Annotated in this window: 23 protein-coding genes and 1 riboswitch; of the genes, 4 read left to right on the forward strand and 19 right to left on the reverse strand. The window is 65.3% G+C overall.

Annotation, left to right across the window (positions count from 1 at the left end):
• Window position 1 precedes the first annotated feature (1 nt).
• From AUP43_RS04480 to AUP43_RS04500, 5 genes are read right to left on the reverse strand one after another with little or no spacing between them, the layout of a single operon-like run.
• On the reverse strand, window positions 2-457 hold the full coding sequence (locus AUP43_RS04480) for a DMT family transporter (protein WP_067553183.1): 456 nt from the start codon (window positions 455-457) through the stop codon (window positions 2-4).
• A gap of 1 nt (window position 458) precedes the next feature.
• The gene (locus tag AUP43_RS04485) at window positions 459-980 is read right to left on the reverse strand and encodes a GNAT family N-acetyltransferase (RefSeq protein WP_067553185.1); all 522 of its coding nucleotides are present in this window, start codon (window positions 978-980) and stop codon (window positions 459-461) included.
• A gap of 5 nt (window positions 981-985) precedes the next feature.
• The gene (locus tag AUP43_RS04490; RefSeq protein WP_067553187.1) at window positions 986-1,555 is read right to left on the reverse strand and encodes a helix-turn-helix domain-containing protein; all 570 of its coding nucleotides are present in this window, start codon (window positions 1,553-1,555) and stop codon (window positions 986-988) included.
• A 39-nt stretch (window positions 1,556-1,594) separates the two neighbouring features.
• Window positions 1,595-1,975, reverse strand: coding sequence for a VOC family protein (locus AUP43_RS04495; protein ID WP_067553189.1), 381 nt, complete (start codon window positions 1,973-1,975; stop codon window positions 1,595-1,597).
• On the reverse strand, window positions 1,972-3,402 hold the full coding sequence (locus AUP43_RS04500) for a mannose-1-phosphate guanylyltransferase/mannose-6-phosphate isomerase (RefSeq protein ID WP_067553191.1): 1,431 nt from the start codon (window positions 3,400-3,402) through the stop codon (window positions 1,972-1,974). Before AUP43_RS04500 ends, AUP43_RS04495 begins: the two co-directional genes overlap by 4 nt.
• A gap of 187 nt (window positions 3,403-3,589) precedes the next feature.
• On the opposite strand from AUP43_RS04500, the gene AUP43_RS04505 reads away from it, so the two are divergent.
• Both AUP43_RS04505 and AUP43_RS04510 read left to right on the forward strand, forming a co-directional pair.
• Window positions 3,590-4,021, forward strand: a complete 432-nt coding sequence (locus AUP43_RS04505; protein ID WP_067553193.1) for a hypothetical protein — start codon at window positions 3,590-3,592, stop codon at window positions 4,019-4,021.
• 18 nt (window positions 4,022-4,039) lie between these two features.
• Window positions 4,040-4,471: a TIGR01244 family sulfur transferase gene (locus tag AUP43_RS04510; RefSeq protein ID WP_067553195.1), complete on the forward strand. Its 432-nt coding sequence runs from the start codon at window positions 4,040-4,042 to the stop codon at window positions 4,469-4,471.
• A gap of 10 nt (window positions 4,472-4,481) precedes the next feature.
• Here the strand turns inward: AUP43_RS04510 and AUP43_RS04515 are convergent, their stop codons facing one another.
• From AUP43_RS04515 to AUP43_RS18565, 13 genes are all read right to left on the reverse strand, one after another.
• On the reverse strand, window positions 4,482-6,134 hold the full coding sequence (locus AUP43_RS04515) for a glycoside hydrolase family 17 protein (protein ID WP_067553198.1): 1,653 nt from the start codon (window positions 6,132-6,134) through the stop codon (window positions 4,482-4,484).
• A gap of 65 nt (window positions 6,135-6,199) precedes the next feature.
• On the reverse strand, window positions 6,200-8,812 hold the full coding sequence (locus AUP43_RS04520) for a glycosyltransferase (RefSeq protein WP_067553200.1): 2,613 nt from the start codon (window positions 8,810-8,812) through the stop codon (window positions 6,200-6,202).
• A 428-nt stretch (window positions 8,813-9,240) separates the two neighbouring features.
• Window positions 9,241-10,107, reverse strand: a complete 867-nt coding sequence (locus AUP43_RS18925; protein ID WP_157089231.1) for a PAS domain-containing protein — start codon at window positions 10,105-10,107, stop codon at window positions 9,241-9,243.
• 172 nt (window positions 10,108-10,279) lie between these two features.
• Window positions 10,280-10,993 carry a GNAT family N-acetyltransferase gene (locus AUP43_RS18930; RefSeq protein WP_157089232.1) on the reverse strand — a complete coding sequence of 238 codons (714 nt, stop codon included), beginning with the start codon at window positions 10,991-10,993 and terminating at the stop codon, window positions 10,280-10,282.
• A gap of 103 nt (window positions 10,994-11,096) precedes the next feature.
• The gene (locus tag AUP43_RS04530; RefSeq protein ID WP_067553204.1) at window positions 11,097-11,300 is read right to left on the reverse strand and encodes a hypothetical protein; all 204 of its coding nucleotides are present in this window, start codon (window positions 11,298-11,300) and stop codon (window positions 11,097-11,099) included.
• Window positions 11,297-11,512 carry a twin-arginine translocase TatA/TatE family subunit gene (locus tag AUP43_RS04535; RefSeq protein ID WP_067553207.1) on the reverse strand — a complete coding sequence of 72 codons (216 nt, stop codon included), beginning with the start codon at window positions 11,510-11,512 and terminating at the stop codon, window positions 11,297-11,299. Before AUP43_RS04535 ends, AUP43_RS04530 begins: the two co-directional genes overlap by 4 nt.
• 2 nt (window positions 11,513-11,514) lie before the next feature.
• Window positions 11,515-12,471, reverse strand: coding sequence for a protein translocase subunit SecF (gene secF / locus AUP43_RS04540; RefSeq protein WP_067553209.1), 957 nt, complete (start codon window positions 12,469-12,471; stop codon window positions 11,515-11,517).
• 94 nt (window positions 12,472-12,565) lie between these two features.
• Window positions 12,566-13,018 (reverse strand): hypothetical protein, encoded by a 453-nt coding sequence (locus AUP43_RS04545; RefSeq protein WP_157089233.1) that lies wholly within the window; start codon window positions 13,016-13,018, stop codon window positions 12,566-12,568.
• Window positions 13,019-13,103: 85 nt separating this feature from the next.
• Window positions 13,104-13,721, reverse strand: a complete 618-nt coding sequence (locus AUP43_RS04550; RefSeq protein WP_067553213.1) for a thiamine phosphate synthase — start codon at window positions 13,719-13,721, stop codon at window positions 13,104-13,106.
• A 7-nt stretch (window positions 13,722-13,728) separates the two neighbouring features.
• Entirely contained in the window at window positions 13,729-14,511 is a 783-nt protein-coding gene (thiG, locus tag AUP43_RS04555) for a thiazole synthase (RefSeq protein WP_232314874.1), read from the reverse strand.
• Between the two features lie 17 nt (window positions 14,512-14,528).
• On the reverse strand, window positions 14,529-14,753 hold the full coding sequence (gene thiS, locus AUP43_RS04560) for a sulfur carrier protein ThiS (protein WP_067553215.1): 225 nt from the start codon (window positions 14,751-14,753) through the stop codon (window positions 14,529-14,531).
• Window positions 14,754-14,760: 7 nt separating this feature from the next.
• Window positions 14,761-15,933 carry a glycine oxidase ThiO gene (gene thiO, locus AUP43_RS04565; RefSeq protein ID WP_322096371.1) on the reverse strand — a complete coding sequence of 391 codons (1,173 nt, stop codon included), beginning with the start codon at window positions 15,931-15,933 and terminating at the stop codon, window positions 14,761-14,763.
• Window positions 15,894-16,001: riboswitch (TPP riboswitch) on the reverse strand. (Overlaps the previous gene by 40 nt.)
• Window positions 16,002-16,067: 66 nt before the next feature.
• Entirely contained in the window at window positions 16,068-17,774 is a 1,707-nt protein-coding gene (locus AUP43_RS18565; protein ID WP_084462562.1) for a methyl-accepting chemotaxis protein, read from the reverse strand.
• Between the two features lie 298 nt (window positions 17,775-18,072).
• Between AUP43_RS18565 and AUP43_RS04575 the strand changes: the two genes are divergently transcribed.
• Together AUP43_RS04575 and AUP43_RS04580 are read left to right on the forward strand one after the other, a co-directional pair.
• Window positions 18,073-19,770, forward strand: coding sequence for a glycosyltransferase family 4 protein (locus AUP43_RS04575; RefSeq protein ID WP_157089234.1), 1,698 nt, complete (start codon window positions 18,073-18,075; stop codon window positions 19,768-19,770).
• Complete coding sequence (locus AUP43_RS04580) at window positions 19,767-20,741, forward strand: SDR family NAD(P)-dependent oxidoreductase (RefSeq protein WP_067553219.1); 975 nt, start codon at window positions 19,767-19,769, stop codon at window positions 20,739-20,741. Before AUP43_RS04575 ends, AUP43_RS04580 begins: the two co-directional genes overlap by 4 nt.
• Window position 20,742: 1 nt before the next feature.
• Here AUP43_RS04580 and AUP43_RS04585 read toward each other — a convergent pair whose 3' ends face one another.
• Window positions 20,743-21,312, reverse strand: coding sequence for a PAS domain-containing protein (locus AUP43_RS04585; protein WP_067553221.1), 570 nt, complete (start codon window positions 21,310-21,312; stop codon window positions 20,743-20,745).
• Window positions 21,313-21,326: the final 14 nt, after the last annotated feature.

Raw genomic sequence — 21,326 nt, forward strand, 5'->3', positions numbered from 1 at the left:
GTCAGCCGCGCGGGCCGGTGGCGATCAGCGCCAGCCCGCCCAGCAGCAGCCCAAGGCCGGCCATGTCGCGCAGGCCGACGGGTCGCAGCGCCAGCCCGAACGCGCCGAAATGATCGTAGGCCATGGCTCCGGCGAGCTGCCCGCACACCACGGCGGCGACGAACAGGCTGACGCCGATGCGCGGCACGGCATGGAGCGTCAGCACCAGCAGCGCCGTGCCGATCAGCCCGCCGGCCCACACCCAGGCCGGCATGCGCACCAGCCCGCCGGCCTTCGGCAGCCCCGCGCCGGACAGCAGGCAGACCGCCAGCAGGGCGGTCAGGCCGATGGAAAAGGCGACGATGGCGGCCTGGATCGGCCCGCCGACATAGAAGGCGAGGCGGGACAGGATCGGCCCCTGCGCGGCCAGCAGTGCGCCGGCCGCCAGCGTCGCCAGGACCAACAGCGCGGCCTGCATGTTACAGCGCCTTGTACATGATCGTGGTGGGGTCGAGTCGGTCCTGGATCGTGTCGCGGCAGAAATCCGGGATGATGCCGGCGACGCGGTAGCCGATGGAGCCGTAGAGCGGCTCCGCGCTGTCGCCGGTGCGGGTGTCCAGCGTCAGCAGCCGGCGGTGGCGCAGCGCGGCCTGGCGCTCCAGCTCGGCCATCAGCGCGCGGGCGACGCCCTGGCGGCGGAAATCCGGATGCACCAGCAGCTTGCGCACCTCGGCGCGGTGCGGCTGGTTCGGCATGGTGTCGCAATCCAGCTGCACGGTGCCGGCCAGCTTTCCGGCCCGCTCGGCCGCCAGCAGCAGCACCTTGCCGCTGCGCACGCCGGGCAGCACCCTGTTGGTCCAGAAGGCGGCGCTCTCGGCCAGCGTGAAGGGCAGCACGAAGCCGACGCTGGCCCCATCCTCCACGCAGGCCAGCATTAGCGCCGCGAAGGCGTCGAGACGGCGTTCCAAATCGTCGGCGGTCAGGATCGAGATGACAGTCATCGGGGTCACACCATGAACAGGATGTAGCGCGCGCCGGTGTCCGGCGGGGTTGCGAAGGCGCTGGGGCCGAAAAGCTGGTAGCGCAGGCAGTCGCCCGGCTGAAGCGCATGCGTCTGGCCGCCGACGGCGATCTCCAGCGCGCCTTCCAGCAGCAGCACATGATGCTCCAGCCCCTGGCGCGGCGGTGCTGGATAGTCGATGCGGATGCCGGCCTCCAGCGTGCATTCCAGCGCCTCGCCGGCCAGCGTCTGCGCCGGCGGGGAGACCGAGCGGCGGCGGAAGCCGATGCTGCGGTCGGTCCAGAGCGGCTGGGCGTCACGGCGCACCAGCGGGACGAAATCGCCCTCCACCATGTGCATCAGCCGGGACAGGGTGAGGCCATAGGCGGCGCACAGCCGGCCGAGTACGCTGGCGGTCGGGCTGACCTCCGCATTCTCCAGGCGGGAGAGGGTGGCGCGGCTGACCGCGCTGCGGCCGGCCAGCTCGTCCAGCGACCAGCCCCGTTCGGCCCGCAGGCCCTTCAGCCGCTGCGCGATGCGCTGGTCGATGGAATTGTCGGTGATTTCATTTCCCATATACGGGAAATTATCTCAGATTAGGAACGCGCGCAAGCGTCAGGCGCGGCTTTCCAGAATTGTGGCGGCTTCCAGCCGGTTGCCGTCGGGGTCGCGCGCGAAGGCGGCATAGACGGTGGCGCGGCTGTAATGCCGCGGGCCGGGCGGGCCATCGTCTATGCCGCCCCAGGCCAGGGCGGCGGCGTGAAAGGCGTCGACCTGCTCCGTCGTTCTCGCCCGCAGGCAGACATGCGCGCCGGTGCCGGGATCGGCCGCCCTGTCCGGCCGCGCATTCAGCCAGAAAACCGGATAGCGTCCGCCATAGCCGATGCTGTCCTCACGCTCGACCAGCCTCTCCAGCCCCAGCGCGCCGAGCACGGCATCGTAGAAGCGCGTGGCTTTCTCCAGCGAGCGGACGCCGATGGAGACATGGTCGATCATACGCGGCCGAACACATCCTCGATGCGCACGATATCGTCCTCGCCGAGATAGGAGCCGGACTGCACCTCGATCAGGTTCAGTTCCACCCGGCCCGGATTTTCCAGCCGGTGGACGGAGCCGAGCGGCAGATAGATCGATTCGTTCTCGCGCAGCAGCGTCTGCTCACTGTCGCGGGTGACCAGGGCGGTGCCGTTCACCACCACCCAATGCTCGGCGCGGTGGAAGTGCTTCTGCAACGACAGCTTGCCGCCGGGATTGACGGTGAGGCGCTTCACCTGGAAACGCTCGCCCATATGCAGCGTCTGGTAATAGCCCCAGGGCCGGTAGATGCGGCGGTGGGTATCGGCCTCGCTGCGGCCGTCCTGCTTCAGCAGGGTGACGGCGTCCTTCACTTGCTGCACATGGTCCTTGGCGACGACCAGCACCGCATCCTCCATCGCCACCACGACGATATTGTCGACGCCGATGGCGACGGTGGGGATGCCGCTGGCGCGTACGAAGGAGTTGGTCGCGCCGATCACGAAACCGTCGCCCTGCACGACATTGCCGTCGGCATCCTTATCGCCGACTTCCCACAGCGAGGACCAGGAGCCGAGATCGGCCCAGCCGACCGAGGCCGGGGTAACGGCGGCCTTGTCGGTGCGCTCCATCACCGCGTAATCGACGGAGATCGAGGGCGCCTGGCGGAAGCTCGGTCCGAGCCGCAGGAAGGTGAGGTCCTGCTTGGCCTCCGTCACGCTTTGCCGCGTCGTCGCCAGCACCTCCGGCGCGTGCTGTTCCACCTCGCGCAGATAGGCCGCGACCGGCAGCAGAAACATGCCGGAATTCCACAGATAGCCCTCCGCCACGAAACGCTCGGCCGTGGCCCGGTCCGGCTTTTCGACGAAGCGCTCGACCCGGTGGCAGTGGCCGGCGATGGCCGCGCCCGGCTTCACATAGCCATAGCCGGTCGCCGGTTCCGTCGGCTTCATGCCGAAGGTGCCGAGATAGCCCTCCCGCGCGGCCTCCAGCGCGGAAAGAACCGCCTGGCGCAACCCGTCCTCGTCGCCGATGAAATGATCGGCCGGCAGCACCAGCAGCACCGCATCGGGCTGCGCCGCCTGGGCCACCAGGGCGGCGGCGGTCAGCGCCGGGGCGGTGTTGCGCCCTTGCGGCTCCAGCAGGATGGCGGCCGGCTCGATATCGATCTGCCGCATCTGCTCGGCCACGATGAAGCGGTGATCCTCGCTGCACACCACGATGGGCGGGGCGAAGCCGTAGGAGGGGGCGATGCGCAGCGCGGTTTCCTGGATCAGGCTGCGTTCCGAAATCAGCGGCAGGAACTGCTTGGGATAGCTGAGCCGCGAGACCGGCCAGAGCCGGGATCCGGTTCCGCCCGACAGGATGACCGGGATAATATCGGCGAAGCCTTTCTCGGCCTGGCGCATTCATTCGTCTCCAATCCATCGTAAGAAGCCGCGAGGCGCAGCATAATCGAGACTGACCGCAGGGAATACCGCGACGATTTCCCGCCCAGGCGGCACGCTTATCCGCCGCCGATTGCATGCGCGCTCTTGACCGCGCCACAATGTCCCGGTTTTCTGCAAATCCCGTTCGCTGACCAGGATCGCCGATTTGTTCACGATGACCCCCTTGCGCTGGCGCGCCCTTGCCTGGGCCGTCGCCGGCATCGCCTTCGGGATCGCCTATCGCTACCTGGTGGTGCAGCAGCACTGGATCGGTCACATCTGCGATGCCGGCGGCGGCCCGTGGTGGTGCCATGCGCGCCAGGCGATCATTCTGTTCTTCCAATCCAGCGGCTTCGGCATCGTGGCGCTGATCGCCGGGCTGGTGGCGCTGTTCCTGCGTTATCGGTCGATGACCATGCTGGCTTTGTTCGCCGGCGGGGCCGGGCTGGTGCTGTATAATGCGGAGACGGCGGGCATCGGCTTCGTCTTGGGGCTGATCGCCGCGCTTCGCCGCGACCAGCCGACCGACGAGCCGGAGCATCGCGACGAACCCAATCCGGAGGCGCAGCCGACGGAAACCGCCGAACCGACAAGCTGACCGGAAGGAAACACCGTCATGATCGCCCCCACGCCGATGGCGCCCGGCATCGATACCGCCGCCCAGATCGACAGCGCCTCGATCCGCGAGATCGCCAAGCGCGGCTACAAGACACTGATCAATAATCGCCCGGATGAGGAAGAGCCCGGCCAGATGCCGATGGCCGCCGCCAAGGCGGAGGCAGAGGCGCTGGGGCTGGACTACATCTTCCTGCCGGTCACCAGTTCGACCATCAGCCGGCCGGACGTGGAAGCCTTCGACCGGTTGCTGGCCGGCGCGCAGAAGCCGGTTCTGGCGCATTGCCGCACCGGCACCCGGGTCTATCTGCTCTATGCCGCCACGCAGGTGCTGAAGCACGGCGCCGATGCCGATTCCCTGGTCGCGGAAGCGGCCTCCAAGGGGTTCGACATCAAGTCGCTGCCGGTGCTGGTGGAGAAGTTGAAGGCTTGATCGGCCGCGCTTAATCCGCCGCTCGGGGTTGCGGCTGCTCCAGCGGCGGCATCCGGCGGCGCTGGAGCGCGGGCAGCCGGCGCGCCGCCAGCACGCCCGCCGAGAGCAGCAAGGTCGTTGCCGACCAGGCGACGGCTTGCAGATTGGCAAAATGCTCCAGCGCCACGATGGCGACGGCAGATAGGCCCAGCAGCACGGCCAGCACGCTTTCCTCATCGCCGGTTTCGCTCGACCGCCGGTCCAGGAAGGCCAGCAGCAGGAACCCCATCGCCGGCAGCAGGGCGGCCGAGGCCGGGAAGTCGCGATATCGCCCGTCGAACACCAGCCCCAGGCTCATCGCCAGCGCCAGCGCCAGCGCCAGCAGGCGCATCAGGCCCAGCGCATGGGCGCGGCCAGTCAGGTCGAACTCGCCGGCGACATGGGCACGAATGCGTTCCAGCGGGGCCGGGCCCTCGGTGCCCCGGCCGGCAATCGCCTGCCCCAGGGCGATGCTGAGGGAAATGGCGGTGCAGACCAGCAGCAGCCAGATCGCCCCGCCGGCCGCCCATTCGAGGGTGCTGCGGCTGGATTCCATAAGATAGCGGCCGAACAGGGTGAGCAAGGTGCCGCTGCCCAGCCCGCCGATCGCCAGGGCGACCCAGCCCAGCGCGCCGCCCATCTCCCGGCGGCGCACCGCGGCCCAGGCCAGCGGCAGCAACCCCAGCGCCACCGAGGCCAGCAGATAGACGCGCCAGCCCGGCAGTTCCTGGACCGTGCCGATCAACGGGAATTTCGGCTTGCGCTTCACATCGTAGATGCCCCATTCGCCGCCCACCGTGCCCTCGTTATAGCGCTTCCAGGGCTGGTCGAACGCCTCGATCAGATTGTAGTCGATGCCGGCCTGATCGGCGGCGGAGACGAAATAGCGGTGGAAGGCGGCCTGGTTCACCCGGCTCGGCACCGCGCCCTCGCGCTGGCGCCCGGCGCTGGGCCAGCCGGTCTCGCCGATCAGCAGCGGTATGCCGGGCATCTGCGTCTCGACATGGCGGTAGATGTCCATGATATGCGGGACGGCCTGCTCGATGCCGATGGGATCGTCTTCCCAATAGGGCAGGATGTGGATGGTGGCGAAATTCACCTCCGCCGCGATCTGCTTGTGGCGCAGCCAGAATTCCCAGACATCGGCATAGGTGACCGCGATCTCGGTGCGCGCCTTCACATAGCGGATCGCCTCGATCAGCCGATCGCGCGGCAGCTCGCCGCGCAGCATCACCTCATTGCCGACCACGATGGCCCGCACCGTGCCGGGGAAGGCGTTGGCCAGCTCGATGGCTCTGTCGAGCTGCAGCTTGTTCTTCGCCGGCTGCGCCCCGATCCAAGCGCCCAGCAGCACGCGCAGGCCGAATTTCTGGGCGATCTCCGGCACCATGTCCAGGCCCTGGTCGACCGCGTAGGTGCGCACGCAGCGGGTATTCTGGCTGAGCGCCTCCATATCCTCGGCGATCTGTTCCGGCGGAATCTCGATATCCTCCTGGAACGGCGACTGGCCCTCGCGGAACGGCGCGTAGGAGACGCAGGCGAACTTGCCGCCCGACACGTCGGGCAGGCCGACCGGCCGCGACTGCGCATACCAGGAAAACAGCCCCGCCAGCGTGCCGGCGACCAGCACCAGCAGAACGAGCATACGGCGGAAAAGCGACGCCGGCGGTCGGGGCCGACCGCCGGCGAGGAAGTGCGACTCTATATCGGTCATTTGGCCTGTTGATCAGCGGTCCGGGCCGGGGTGCTGCTGGGCAGCATCCGCAGCATCGCCCGATAGGGGGCCACATTGATGAAGGACATGACCAGCGCCGCCCAATAGGGCAGCGACAGCACGCACAGCATCGCGAGCCACAAGGTTTCTTCCAATTGGCTGAAATGGTTGGTCAGAATCATCGTCGCCACCGCAATCATCAGGCCGGCGAGGATCGCCGCTTCTTCCCGTACCTGGCCCACCACCTGCACCCAGGCCGGACGATTCTCCAGCTTGGGCGTGCGCAGGAACGGACGGCCAGAGGTAAAGATACCGATCAGGATGGCTTTGGCAACCATGTGACCCAGTGCCAGGCCGCCCAGGGCGGCGCCCAGATTCTCGGCGAAGGAGCAGGGCACGCGAATCCAGTACAGCCACAGCGACCGCAAGACCTTGAAAACGAACACCGACAGCGCCGGCACCACGAAGGCCGCGCTGGGGAATTCCAGCACTTTCGGGAAGGCGATCAGCATCGCCGTCCAGAAGATCGCCGCTACGGTGAAGACCAGGCCCAGCGCGTCGGCGAACCAGGGCAGCCAGCCGCTGATGAAATGATAGCGCTGCGCGTTGGTCAGCTTGGTCTCGCCGGGGATGACCAGGCTGCGCCAGTGATGCTTGATGATCTGCACCGCGCCATAGGCCCAGCGGAAGCGCTGCTTCTTGTAGGCATCCAGCGAATCCGGCATGACGCCGCGGCCATAGGAGCGATGGTCGTAGACCGACTGCCAGCCGGCCTGGAACAGGCGCAGGCCAAGCTCGGCATCCTCGGTGATGTTCCATTCCGCCCAGCCGCCGGCCTCATCCAGGGCGGCGCGCCGGACCATCGTCATCGTGCCATGCTGGATGATGGCGTTGTCGTCGTTGCGCTGGACCATGCCGATCTTGAAGAAGCCGGCATATTCCCAGTAGCACGCCTTCTTGAACGCGTTCTCGTGCTGGTCGCTATAATCCTGCGGCGCCTGGACGAGGCCGACTTCCGGATTCTGGAAGTGCGGCACCAGGGCGCGCAGCCAGTTCGGCTCCACCACATAGTCGCTGTCGATCACGGCGACCACTTCGGCGTCCGGCGCGGTCTGCTTCAAGGCGAAGTTCAGCGCGCCGGCCTTGAAGCCCGGCCAGGGATTCAGATGGAAGAAGCGGAAGCGCTCGCCCAGCGTCTGGCAATGGATTTCCACCGGCCGCCAGACCGCCTCGTCCTTGGTGTTGTTGTCGATCACCAGGACTTCGAAATTCGGATAATCCAGCTTCGCCAGCGCATCCAGCGTCGCCTTCAGCATCTCCGGCGGCTCGTTGTAGCACGGCACATGGATGGAGACCTTGGGCAGCTCGGCGTCGGACGCGATGGCCGGCGTTTCCAGCTCGCGCCGCTTGCTCTTGCGCCACAGCACGTCGATCAGCTCGACCATGTCGCCGGCGACGGCGGTGAACAGCAGCATCTGCAGGCCCATCAGAACCGCCCAGGCGGCGATCTCGCCGGCGCCCAGATAGCGGATGGCGGGCAGCAGCATGGAGACGGTCAAGGCCGTGCCAGCGGCCTGGAACACGACGGCGAAGGCGATCCGGCCGGGCAGGCGAAGCTGCGTGCGGGCGCGCAGGTATATGACCGCCGGAATCAGCCCCAGAATGGCGGCGATGCTGGCCCAGAGCGGCCAGTTCGGCAGCTCGGAGATCGGCTCGTTCCAGGGGAATTTGGGCTGCCGGTCGGCGCTGAACAGACCCCAATAGGCGCCGGCGATGCCTTCCTCGCCAACTTTCCAGGGCTGGTCGAACGCCTCGATGATGTAATAGTCGAACCGGTGGGCACGGGCGACATTCACCCATTCGCGAATGAAACGCGCCTGGTTGACCAGCGAAGCCTCCGCCGCCCCCGTCTTGCGGCCTTGGCTGGGCCAGCCCACCTCGGTGATGACGATCGGCTTGTTCGGGTAGAGCTGGCGCAGTTCGGCATAGCGGCGCAGCGAATCGGCCACGCCATCCTCGACCGGCACGCCTTCCCAGTAGGGCAGCAGCTGCACGGCGATGAAGTCGACCGCCTCGACCAGCTCGGGATGCTTGTGCCAGACGTGCCACGGCTCGGCGGTGGACACCCGCACCGAGGCGGCAAGCTGCACCTGGCGGATATAGTCGATCAGTTCCGGCACCTCGATCTCGGCGCGCAGCAGGGCCTCGTTGCCAACGATCACGCGCGAGACATTGCGGTTTTGCCGCGCGATCTCAATAACTTCCCCGACTTCCTTCTTGTTGCGCGCATCGTCGCTGCCGATCCAGGCGCCGGGCATGATGCGCAGGCCGGCCTCGCGCGCGAGCGCTGCGATCTGGCCGTGATTATGCCCGGTCGTATAGGTGCGGATGCCGCCGGCTTCCTTGGCGATGATGGCCAAGTCGCGGCGAATCTGCTCCGTCGTCGGCGGGTTGGTCAGCGGGCTCTGGTCGCGCTGATAGGGGCTGTAGGACAGGCCGGGCAGCAGCCCGCCGGCGGTCACCGCCTCCTGCGGCCGGTAGATGTAGCCCCAGACGGCGATATTCGCCAAAACCACGGCGGCGAGGATCAGAAGGTTAGACAGGCGCATTTTTTCCGGCTTCTTCAGTTTAACAAGAGGCGCATGCTCGCACGAGAATACGCAAAAATGGGGCGACCGCAGGGCATGCGGTCATCCCACCTCGTTATCCGTGCCATCGTCCGGCTTTCTGCCGACCGATGCTGCAACTCTCGAAAGAGGCCCGCTGTTCCCACCCCGGCTAAGCCTCATCCTGCCGTTGGGTGGTAGCGGCTTCTTAAGCCCGCCGCCGTGCGCAAATATAGAGGCCCGCAACGACTTGGGCAAGACGATGCCGCGCCTGATCAGCGCCGAATTGCGATTGTTCGTGTACGGGTAAAGCGGGCGCGGCTTATTTCGATTATTTGACACGCCAGAAGCAAGCGCCGAGGCTCAATACATAAGCTGATATTGAAATCCCGAACGCCGCTTAAGCCGATCTCATGAGAAAAGCGAGCGGACTATTCGACCAGCCAATTATCCACCCGCACGCCCACCAGCAACCGGTCCGGTCGCATCCCGTCGGTCGAGAAGGGCAGGATCAGCCGCGTGTAATGCCGCCGCGAATCATCGATCGTGGCGACGATGCGATGATAGGCCGGCATGCCGGTCATCCGCGCGGTGTTGTAGTCGGTTCCTATGGCTTGCCGATAGATCGAGATCGGCAAGTCTCCCACGGATAAGCCCGAAAGATTTTGCCCATTATGTAGAGTTACCCGGCTGCCATAGACCTGAACGCTAAAATGCGATGGATCGGCGTGCGATACGTCGATGACATGGACGTATCCCAACATTCCAATATCAGCAAAAACGATTGGATTAATATCAGAAAGAAGTGGAAGGGCATTTTTCTTTTTTAATTTTGTTTCTTTCCACATGCTAAGAAGAAACTCCATGCCGTAACTATCAGAATAATTTACGTCATCGAGTGCCATTGGCATTCGGTATATAAAGTTTCCTCTCTCATCCTCGCTGATGGCCGGAATGGCGCGTCGCCCTACCGATATGTTCGTTGAGAAGTTTTCCTTTTCTTGAGAATTATTAGATTCTTTTTTCTGTAGATGGCGGCGGTATTTAGCTAAATCAACAACTGTTCCATCTTCTGATAAAGCCTGCTGGCGTCGTGCGTGCTCAAGATTGAAACGAATGAGACGTCTCTGAAAGTAGTGAGCGTGCCATGCAGGAATAGCTTGGCATGCTTCCCGCAACTCGGTGATGGTTGCGGATGCCCGATCAAATTCGTTCTGCGCCAAAAGCAGATTGGCCAAGTTAAGCAGGTCGTGGCATCGTTGCAGATCACGATCAATATAGAGTTGCGATGTAGACACGTGGCCTCCTAAGGCAAACGGACGCATATGGTGGCACGCAATCGTAAATATTACATTACGCCTCAAAAGCGAGCCATCAAGCCCCAATTGCATACGATAAGGCACAACCGAGCCATGCAAGAAGAGCCTCCATGGCAGGCTAGTGGGCCTGCCATGTGGCATCTCTTCCCAGTTAAGCTGCGGAAGCGGCAGCAACCAGCGGCTCCAAAGCCGTTTCTTCCATTTGCATCAGCATTTCGGGTCGGGTGATCCAACCCATATAAATATCCTCGTGCTTACCAGTGACCGGGAAGAACCCTTGGACACACAAATCCATGTGCGGATAGCCGTAGGCTTTAAGCGGCAAGCCACGATCTGCAATGGCTTTCAAAGCGATACCGCAATGCCAATCCACATCAAAATGACGCATGGATAATGCGCGTGTCAGACGAGGAAGGAATCCAGCAAGGCCATTGCCCCGCCAACTAGGATGCACCCATAGCCCGCCATGATGTCCAACTCGGCCACTGATATGAGGAACGTGATCACCGATCACGACATTTAGGGGTTCCCGAATCAGCACAGGCTTTAGATCATACCATAGCCGGAGGGAGCGCTTCAGATTCAGATAATCTTCCGTGATAAACAGACGGTTGGCGATGCAAGCAATTGTCTCGCTTCCGTATGTCACTCTCAGCCAAAAGCTATTTCCGGGATGAAGGTGGCTTTGGGAGGGGTCGAAAGTTGGGTTTACCGCTGACATTTGGGGGGCTGACCGCATCACTGTGGCCCAACCCGACATGTCTGTTTCTACGGTTAGAGCCAGACCAAGACGGTCTAGCTCTTCAAGATAAACTGAAATAACGCGTTGTATATTCTGGTAGTCAGAGGCAGTAAGTCCGCGCATTTTCGTTCTCCTATCGACTGAACCGCAGGAATTGCGGCTCAGTCGATTAGAACGATTTTTCGGCGGTAATTCGAAGCGTGAAAGTGTTAACGCGGCCCAGTTGTTAGCCGGTAGCGGTGGCAATTAGCAGGCAAGCGCCCGTTACGGTTGCGGTGAAGTGGAGTAACAGAAGAATTTCCCGCCAATCCTCGCCGCGCGCCCATCGCGGCGGTGGGGTCGCGGCGAAGGCGCGGCGCAGGGCGGGCATGGTCGCCAGCCCGCCGCCGATAAGAAGAAGCCCGGCCATCAGCAGCAGGACGCTGGTCATGATTGCCGCCTTTCAGGCTGAGGGTCGGGCTTCGGGGCCTCGGCGAGCGGGGCCGGTTTCTCCGGCTGGGTATCGTCCTCGGCCATGCCTTTCTTGAAATTCTTCACCCCTTGCGCGACGTCGCCCATCACCTTGGGCAGCTTGCCGGCGCCGAAAACGATCAGGATCACCACCAGGACGATGATCCAATGCCATGCGCTGAAACTTCCCATCTCTATCTCCCTTCGTTTTCCAAAGTGGCGGCGGCTTGCTTTTCCCCGGTCTTGTCCGGTTCCTGGCTGCGCCCGACCGGCGGCATGTAGAGCAGCAGCGAGGCGGCGACGAACACCGAGGAAAAAGTGCCGATCAGAATTCCCCACACCAGCGAGACGGTGAAATTCAGCAAGGTGCTGGTGTTGAAGAACAACAGCGGCAGGATCGCCACCAGCGTGGTGGCGGAGGTGAGGATCGTGCGCGACAGGGTCTGGTTGACGGCCAGATTGATGATCTCGCCCAGGGCCGCCCGCTTGTGCGTGCGCAGCAATTCGCGGATGCGGTCGAACACCACCACCGTGTCGTTGATGGAATAGCCGGCCAGCGTCAGCAGGGCGGCGATGGCGGTCAGGTTGAATTCCAGCTGGGTGACGGACAGCAGGCCGACCGTCACGATCACGTCGTGCGCGGTGGCGGCCAGGGCGGACACGCCGAACTGCCATTCGAAGCGGAACCAGACATAGACGCCGATGGCGAGGATCGCCAGCACCGTCGCCATCGCGCCGTCGCGCAGCAATTCGCCGCTGACGCGCGGGCCGACCACCTCGGTGCGGCGGAATTCGTACTGATCGCCCAGCGCCTGGCGCAGGCGCGGAACGATCTGGCTGGCTTCCTGGCTGCGCAGCGCGCCGGCCTCGACGCGGATCAGCGCTTCGCGGGGATTGCCGAATTGCTGCACCTCCACCTCGCCGAGGTCGGCGTTGCTGAGGTGGTTGCGCAGATCGGCCACCTGGATCGGCTGCTGTGCTTGCAGCTCGACCAGGATGCCGCCCTTGAAATCGATGCCGAAATTCAAGCCATTGACGGCCAGCGAAAGGGCGGTGGCCGTCAGCAGCAGCAGGGTGAAGCCGAAGGCCGCGAAGCGCAGCCGGACGAAATCGAATTTGGTGGTCTCCGGAAACAATCGGAGCGGTCGCATGGGATCAAGCCTCCAGATCGGGAGGACCGGCCGCGTCTCGCGCGTCGGTCGTCAAACCTTGGATGAACGGAAGAATCGGGCGCGATAGGCCCGATCAGGCGGCGCTGGCGGGCGGCCCGGTCTTCCGGAGGCTGGAGAGGAGGCAGGGGCGCAGGCTGGGCGCGGCGGTCGGCGCGGCCTGCGCGGCAGGGCCGGAATCCGCGGCCATCTGCCAGGATGTCGGCAGGCCGGCATCGGTCGGGTGTGGCAGGATGAGGGTATCGGCCACATTCTGGCGCGATGGCTGGCGGATCGTCTCCGCCGCCTTGCGCAGATGCCGGTCCGGTCCGCTATCGGGCAGGATGTGGTGGTCGGGGGCCATGGCCGGCCCGGACAGGCTGGCTTCCCCCTGAACCGGATGGCCCTGAACCGGCTGCCCCTGGCCGTGCAGCGCCAGGGCAGGGGGCTGCGGCAGGCCGATAAGCAAGGCCGCCAGCAACAGCAGGCTGACAAGGCAGCGCTGCCAGTGCCGTGGGCTCGGGCTTTCTAGGGCGGAAAGGGCGGACACCCTGGCATCATCCTCACAGACGGCAGCGGGCGACGGTGTCGTCCTGTGCCGAGACCCACAAGATGGGCAAAGCGGGGCGGTGGCGTCAAGCCTCCCGCAGGGCGTGCAGCAGGGCGGCGGTTTCGCCTTGGGGGTCGCCAGCGCGCATGAGTCCGCCCATGACGGCCACGGCCGCCGCGCCGGCGGCCCGGCACGCCGCCGCGTTCGTCGCATCGATGCCGGCCAGCGCCACAACGGGAAGATGCAGCCGCGCGACCGCATGCCGCAGCCCTTCCAGCCCCAGGGCGGGGCCGTAGCCGGGCTTGCTGGCGGTGGCGAAGATGGGGCTCAGGGTCACATAATCGGCCCCGGCCTGCTGCGCCGCCTCGGCCTCTTCCAGGCTATGGGCGGAAGCGCCGATCAACGCCGCGTCGCCCAGCGCCACGCGGGCCGTCGCGATATCGCCCCCGGCCGGCAGATGCAGCCCGGCGCCGACCGCCTTGGCGGCCTCCAGGTCGGAGTTGATCGACAGCGCCGCATGATGGCGCTTGGCCAGCGCCGCCAGCTCCCAGGCCATGTTCAGCAGCGATTCCGGCGGCAGATCCTTCTCGCGCAGCATCACCCAGCGGCAGCCGCCTTCCAGTGCCGCCTCCACCGTCTCCACCACCGGCCGATCGTTCAGGGCCCGGTCCGTGATCAGCAGCAGCGGGGCGGGGAGGGGCATGATCGGCCTACGACCCGATCATGCCGAGTTGCGGGCTGGAGGCCTCGGCATAGGCTTTCTTCGGGATGCGCCCGGCGCGGCGCGCGGCGCGGCCGGCGGCGATGGCGTCGCGCATGGCGGCGGCCATCAGCACCGGGTTGCGGGCCTTGGACACGGCGGTGTTAAGCAGCACCGCATCCGCGCCGATCTCCAGCGCCAGGGCGGCGTCCGACGCGGTGCCGATGCCGGCATCGACGATAACCGGCACGCCGGCCCGGTTGCAGATCATCTCCAGATTATACGGGTTGCAGATGCCAGCACCCGAGCCGATGGGCGCGGCCAGTGGCATGACCGCGGCGCAGCCGACATCGGCCAGCTTCTGGCACACCACCGGGTCGTCGGTGCAGTAGGGCAGCACGATGAAGCCGTCCTTCACCAGCTCCTCCGCCGCCTCGATCAGCTGGGTGACGTCGGGATACAGCGTCTCGCGGTCGCCGATCAGCTCCAACTTCACCCAGTCGGTGCCGACCGCCTCGCGGCCGAGCTGCGCGGTCAGCACGGCGTCGCGCACGCTTTCGCAGCCCGCCGTGTTGGGCAGCAGATGATAGCGGTCCTTCAGCAGATCCCACAGATTCTCGGCATGAGAGTCGATGCTGACCCGGCGGATCGAGACGGTGACGATCTCCGCCTTGCTGGTTTCGATGGCGTTCAGCATCACCTGCCGGTTCGGGTAGCCGGCGGTGCCGATCAGCAGGCGCGAGCCGAAGCTCTTGCCGGCGATGGTCAGCGGGTCTTTGGCGCTGTCTGTCATGGCGTTCATCATAAAACTCAACCGCCCGAAAAGGGCTGTACGATTTCGATCTCGTCCTGGGGCGCGAGGGGCGTGTTGGGCCAGGCCGCGCGCGGCACGACCTTGCGGTTCACGGCGACGGCGATGCCGGGGCGGGTAATGTCCAGCCCGCGCTCGGCCAGCAGGTCGGATATGGTGACGGCCTGCGTTTCGGCCGCTTTGCCGTTCACGCGGATCGCCAGAAGGGTTTTGTTCTCGGTCATGTATCCACTATCCGGCGGCGGGCAGCGCCTGCCGGAAACGCTCCAGGGTAAAGGGGGTTGCTTCGGGCAAAGGCTGCCCGGTCAGGATTTCGCGGGCGATGGCCTCCGCGGTGATCGGGGCCAGCAGGATGCCGTTGCGGTGATGGCCGGTGGCGACCAGCAGCCCGTCGACGCCGCTGGTCCCCAGGATCGGCGCGTCGTCGCGGCTGGTCGGCCGGTAGCCGACCCACATTTCCTCGATCGGCAGCTCCTCGATGGCCGGTATGGCGCGCCAGGCGGCATCCAGCAGGGCCAGCACGCCGCCGGCGGTCAGGTGCGGGTCATAGCCCTTCTCCTCGACCGTGGCACCCACGATCAGGCGGCCATCGGCGCGCGGCACCAGATAGATTTTCGGGGCCCACAGCACGCCCTTCACCACCGGATCGGCCTGGTTCATCCGCAGGCTGAGCATCTGGCCCTTCACCGGGCGCACCGGCGGCAGCGCCAGCGGCGGCAGGCCGGGCAGGTCGCGCGACCAGGAGCCGGCGGCCAGCACAACGCTGTCCGCTTTATGGGTTTTGTCGCCGGTCTGCACGCCGGTCACGCGGCCGCCGGTCAGATCCAGGCCGGTGACGGCGCACCCCTCGTAAAGGCCGCCGCCGGCGGCCAGATAAGCCGCCTTCAGCGCCTCGGCCAGCTTGCGGTTGTCGACCTGATGATCGGTGGGCGCCCAGATCGCGCCGGGAATGCCGCTGCGCAGATACGGCTCGCGCCGCCGCGCCTCGACACCGTTCAGCCATTCCACGGCAAGGCCGAGACCGCGCTGATACTCGAAGGTGAAGCGCAGTTGCTCCAGCTCGTCGCGGTTGGTGGCGGCGACCAGCGTGCCGCTTTCCAGATAGCCGATATCCTGGCCGCTGGCCTGTTCCAGTTCCCGCGTGAAGCCGGGCCACATCTTCTGGCTGGCGAGGGTGAGCCCCAGCAGCGCCTCCTCGCCGGGCTCCGCCTCGGCATTGGCGGCCAGCATGCCGGCCGCCGCCCAACTGGCGCCGCGCCCGGCCTGGCCGCGGTCGAACACGCAAACGTGGCAGCCGGCCTGGGCCAGCCGCCAGCCGATGCCGAGACCGGAAACGCCGGCGCCGATAATGGCTATGGAATGTGAGCGCGCGATGGTGACTCTCCCTTCGCTGGCATGATCCAGATCAGGTTCTATGGGTATGTTCTCAGCCGAGGCGAACGGACCCGCTTTCGGCACCCCAGTTCACTATTGCATGTAATGGTTTCGCCAGGAAATGCAACGGCGGGAACCCTGCCCCCGCCGTTGCGTCATGTCAGCTAGGCCGCTCGGACCTTGGCGACGAAGTTCGTCACCTCGTCGCGCAGGTTGGCGGCCGAGCGCGAGAGTTCCTGCGCGCTGGACAGCACCTGGCTGGCCGCCGAGCCGCCCTCGGACGCCGCCTGGCTGACCTGCACGATGGCGCCCGACACCTCGCTGGTGCCGGCCGAGGCCTGCTGCACGTTGCGCGCGATCTCCTGCGTCGCGGCGTCCTGCTGTTCCACCGCCGAGGCGATGGAGGAGGCGATCTCGTTGCTTTCGGAAATCACCTCCGCGATGTCCTTGATGGCGGAGACGGTGCGGTGGGTGACGCTCTGCACATCGGCGATCTGCTGGGTGATGTCGTCGGTCGCCTTGGCGGTCTGGTTGGCCAGATTCTTCACCTCCGAGGCCACCACGGCGAAGCCCTTGCCGGCTTCGCCGGCGCGCGCCGCCTCGATCGTGGCGTTCAGGGCCAGCAGATTCGTCTGTTCGGCGATGTCGTTGATAAGATTGATCACCTCGCCGATCTTCTGGGTCGAGACCACCAGCCCCTCCACCGTGGTCTTGGTGCTTTCGGCATTGATCACGGCGCGGCCGGAGATTTCCGAGGATTGGTGCACCTGCTGGCCGATCTCGCGCACCGAGGCGGCCAGTTCCTCGCAGGCGGTGGCCACGGTCTCGACATTGGTCGTCGCCTGGGTGGCGGCGGCGGCCACCGTGCTGGCCTGCGCGTTGGTTTCCTCCAGCGTGGCGTTCAGCGTCTGGGCGGCGGCCTCCAGCTCGGTCGCGGCGGAGGAGACGAGACCGACAATGGCGCCGACGCTTTGCTCGAACTGGTCGGCCAGCGCATTCATCGCGCGCTTCTGCTCCTCCTCGGCACGCAGTTCGGCCGCCTCGGCCTCGCGCTCCATCTCCTTGGTGCGGATCATATTGTCCTTGAACACCTGCATGCTCTCCGCGATGGCGCCAATTTCGTCCTTGCGCTCGACGCCGAAGATGGTGACGGAGAGGTTGCCCTTGGCCAGTTCCTGGAGGGCCGAGACGATCTTGCGGATCGGCGCGATCACCCCGTAGCGGGCAATGACGAAGCCCAGCGTCGCACCGACCAGCAGGCCGATAAGGGAGACGGCGATCAGCAGGGTGCTGATCTGGACGAAGGTTTCCTCCGATTGTGCGACATTTTCGGCGGCGATGCTGTCGGCCAGGACAACATAGTCGCGGATCGTATCGTTCAGTGTCCCGGCTTCTTCCCGATTCTCCTGTACTTTTTCGAGAATGCCGGCCTGCAGCATGCCCAGCGTGACGCCGGCGCCGTTGCGTTCCGCCGTCTCGACCGTGACCTGGAGGCCGCGAAGGTAATTCTCGTAGGCCTGGCTCACCGTCGCCAATTGCGCCTTGCGCCGCGGTCCGGCGGTTTCCGCCGCCTGCCGCAACCGCTCCGCCAGGGCGTTGCGCTCGTGTTCGATCGTGCCTTTCAGCTCTGCTAGATTTTCCGGGGAAGGGTCGGCGGCGATACGGAACTCAGCGCGGTTCAGCGAGGTGACGAGCTGCGTCATCCGGTTGCCTTCGGCCGCGTCGCCCGCCGCGGTCTCGACGGCCTTGGAAAGACGCTGCATCTCGTTCATCGCATAGATGCCCGCGCCGGCGACGCCGACGATTACCAGGCCGAGAGTGATTATTATCGCGGATACTTTGGATCCGATGGAGAATTTACCTAAATCCATTCTACGGTCCTTTGAAAGAGTGTAAGTAAAGGAACGTTCGTTCCATTATTTCCTAAATAGTCGGTTATCTTTTGTTAATTATCGGTTAATTTTTAGCGATTAGCGGGTTCTTCATCCAAAATTGTTATAATTAAGAATAGATAATATGGTTAATTAGCCAATTTTAATTGAATTATTCTTTTCTCTTTATTTCAATTCCAGCGTGCATTCTCGGATTCAAGAGACTCGTCGAGACGGGTGGTTTCCGGCCGCCGTGCCGTGGCAGTATGGCGGCCCCGAGGTGGAAGGCGAGTGCGGCGTGGTTGACGATCGAGCGCAGGACGGCAATGCCGCGATCCATTACTGGCCGCAGGATTTCTCTACCGACAGTGGCAAGCCGATGGGCCGGCATGCCGCCGGGGAGGGTTTCCTGACCGGCTTCGTCCGGCACGCCCGCGCCGAGGCGCTCTATTGCCATGCCATCAGCCAGAATCACGCTGAGAGTTTTTTCTGCCAGGTCGAGGTGGCCGACGGGCCCAAGCGCCCCGTGCATTGGGTGCCTATGGGCGGAGCCGAGGGGCTGGCGGCGGTGGGCTGCCTGTTCACGCCCGGTCCCAATCTGCGAAATTTCGCGTTCATGCGCCGCGCTTTCGATCAGCGCGGCTTCAGCCTGTGCGGGATTATTCACACCATCGCCTCCGCCCAGGCGATGGATGCCCTGGCGTCGTTGCTGGTCGCCCCGATTCAGCCCTGGGATGCGCTGATCTGTACTTCCAATGCGGGGCGGGCGGCGGTTGAACGGCAATTGCAGGCGGTTGGCGATTATCTGGCGGAGCGGACCGGCGGGCGACCGCCGGCTCTGCCGTATCTGCCGACAATTCCGCTGGGCGTCGACAGCGCCGCCTTTACCCGCGATCCGCGGCACCGCGCGGCCTGGCGCGCCCGGCTCGGGATCGGCGAGGGCGATGTCGCGGCGCTGTTCGTCGGCCGGTTGAGCGCCCACGCCAAGGCCAACCCCGATCCGATGTATCTGGCGCTGGAGCGCGCGGCGCGCCGCAGCGGGCGAAAACTGCATCTCATCCAGGCCGGCTGGTTCTACAATGCCGCGATAGAAAAGGCTTTCCGCGCCGGGGCCGCCGCGTTCGCACCGTCGGTGGTCACGCATTTCGTAACGCCGCTGGAGGGGGCGGCGCATCGGGAGATCTGGTCGGCGGCCGATTTCTTCGTGTCGCTCAGCGACAATATCCAGGAGACGTTCGGCCTGACGCCGGTGGAGGCGATGGCCGCCGGCCTGCCGGCCGTGGTCAGCGACTGGAACGGCTATCGGGACACGGTGCGCGACGGCATTGACGGCTTCCGCATCCCGACGATTGCCGCGTCGCCCGGCACCGGTGGCGACCTGGCCCTGCGCCACGCCCTGGAGCTGGATCGATACGACCTCTATATCGGCCAGGCCAGCCAGTTCGTTGCCATTGATGTGGAGGCTTGCGCCGATGCCTTTCTGCGCCTTATCGAGGATGCGGAATTGCGCGCCAGGATGGGCGAGAGCGGCCGCCGCCGGGCGCGCGAGATGTTCGATTGGGCGACCATCGTGCCGGCTTATCAGGCGCTGTGGGGCGAACTGGCGGAAAGGCGGCGGGCCAGCGGCGTCGAAATCGCGCCGCCGCGCGCCGATGCGCCGGCCGATCCCTGGCGGCCCGACCCCTTTCTGCATTTCGCCGGCTATGCCAGCCGCGCGATCGCGCCCGACATGTCGGTGCGGATTGCCCCCGATGCCGCGGCCGCGCTGGCCGCCGCCTACGCCTCCCCGGTCAATTCATATGCGTTGAAAATGCTGCCTACGCCGGCGGAAGCGGAAGAATTGTGCCGCCTGCTGGCCGAAGCGCCGGCATGGCGCGCCGCCGACCTGATCCTGCGGATGCCGGCGGCGCGGCATCCCTTCCTGTTCCGCGGCTTGGCATGGCTGGCGAAATATGGCGTTGTGTCGCTCCACGAAGCGCACGAGGCGGAAAGATGAACATTCTGGTCACCGGCGCGGCCGGTTTCATCGGCCATCATCTGGCCGCCGCCCTGCTGCGCGCCGGGCACCGCGTCGTCGGCCTGGATAATATGAACGATTATTACGAGGTCGCCTTGAAGCAGGCGCGGCTGGACGCGCTGCCGCCGGGCGATTTCACGTTCCACCGGCTCGATTTGGCGGATGGCGCGGCGGTGCGGGAGGCGCTGACAGGCGAGGCGTTCGACATCATCATCAACCTCGCCGCCCAGGCCGGCGTGCGCTATTCGGTGGAGAATCCGGAGGCCTATGTGCGGGCCAATATCCAGGGCTTCCTGACGGTGCTGGAGCTGGCGCGGCGGCAGCGCGGGCTGAAGCATTTTCTCTATGCCAGCTCCTCCTCGGTCTATGGCGCGAATCGCAAGCTGCCCTTCGCGGTCGGCGACAGGACCGACCGGCCGGTCTCCCTCTATGGCGCGACCAAGAAGGCCAACGAGGCGATGGCCTATTCCTACGCCAGCCTGTACGGCATTCCCTCCACGGGCTTCCGCTTCTTCACCGTCTACGGGCCGTGGGGCCGGCCGGACATGGCGCCTTATCTGTTCGCCAGCGCGATCCTGGAGGGGCGGCCGATCCGGCTGTTCAACAAGGGCGAGATGGCGCGCGATTTCACCTATATCGACGATATCACGGCGGGGCTGATGGGCGCGCTCAACCGTCCGCCGGCACCGGACGAGGCCGGCGTGGCGCATAAAATCTATAACCTCGGCAATAACCGGCTGGAACCGCTGCGCCGCTTCGTCTCGGTGATCGAGCAGGCGGCGGGGCGGGCGGCGATCATTGAGGAAGCCCCGATGCAGCAGGGCGACGTGCGGGCGACCCATGCGGATATCGACGAAGCCAGGCGCGATTTCGGCTATGATCCGGCAACGCCCATCGATGTCGGCCTGCCGCGCTTCGTCGAATGGTATCGCGGCTATAAGGGGCTGTAGATCAGTCCAGCAGCAGGGTTCGCGGCTCCAGATTCAGCCAGTCGCCCTCCCAGTCGCCCAGATTGCCGCGAAAGGCGAAATACTGGCAGGCCAGGATCATGTCGACATCGCGCCCATTGGCGGCCAGCGGCAGCAGCAGCCGATAGGTCAGGCTGTGCGAGGCCTTGCCCTCCTCATGGTAGGGCGTCTCGGAATAGAGCGCGCGGCGGGTGTCGATGACCTGCTGGTTGATGAACAGCACATAATCGAGATAGGGGCTGGGCAACAGATCCTCGGTATAGCGCCCGGTGCCGTCGAGGCCGATGGTGCGGGCGATCTCGGTGCCGAAGACCCGGAAGCGGAAGCGCCTGGGGCCGGGCGGTTCGACATCCTGCAGCATGATGTTCGGCAGCAGGCGGGGGAAATCCAGCGGGTCTATCGCGGCGCGGCCGGGCAGGAAGGCTTCGGCCCTGTCGGGGTTATGCTTGTCGCGCCAATACAGAAACAGGCCGCGCAGCCGTTCGTCCGGCAGCGCATCGCCCGCAAGCGAGGCGACCGCGAAGCTTGAAACCGGTTTGCCGGCAAGTAACACAGCCCCTCCCTATT

Source organism: Oceanibaculum pacificum (assembly GCF_001618175.1).
GTDB lineage: Bacteria > Pseudomonadota > Alphaproteobacteria > Oceanibaculales > Oceanibaculaceae > Oceanibaculum > Oceanibaculum pacificum.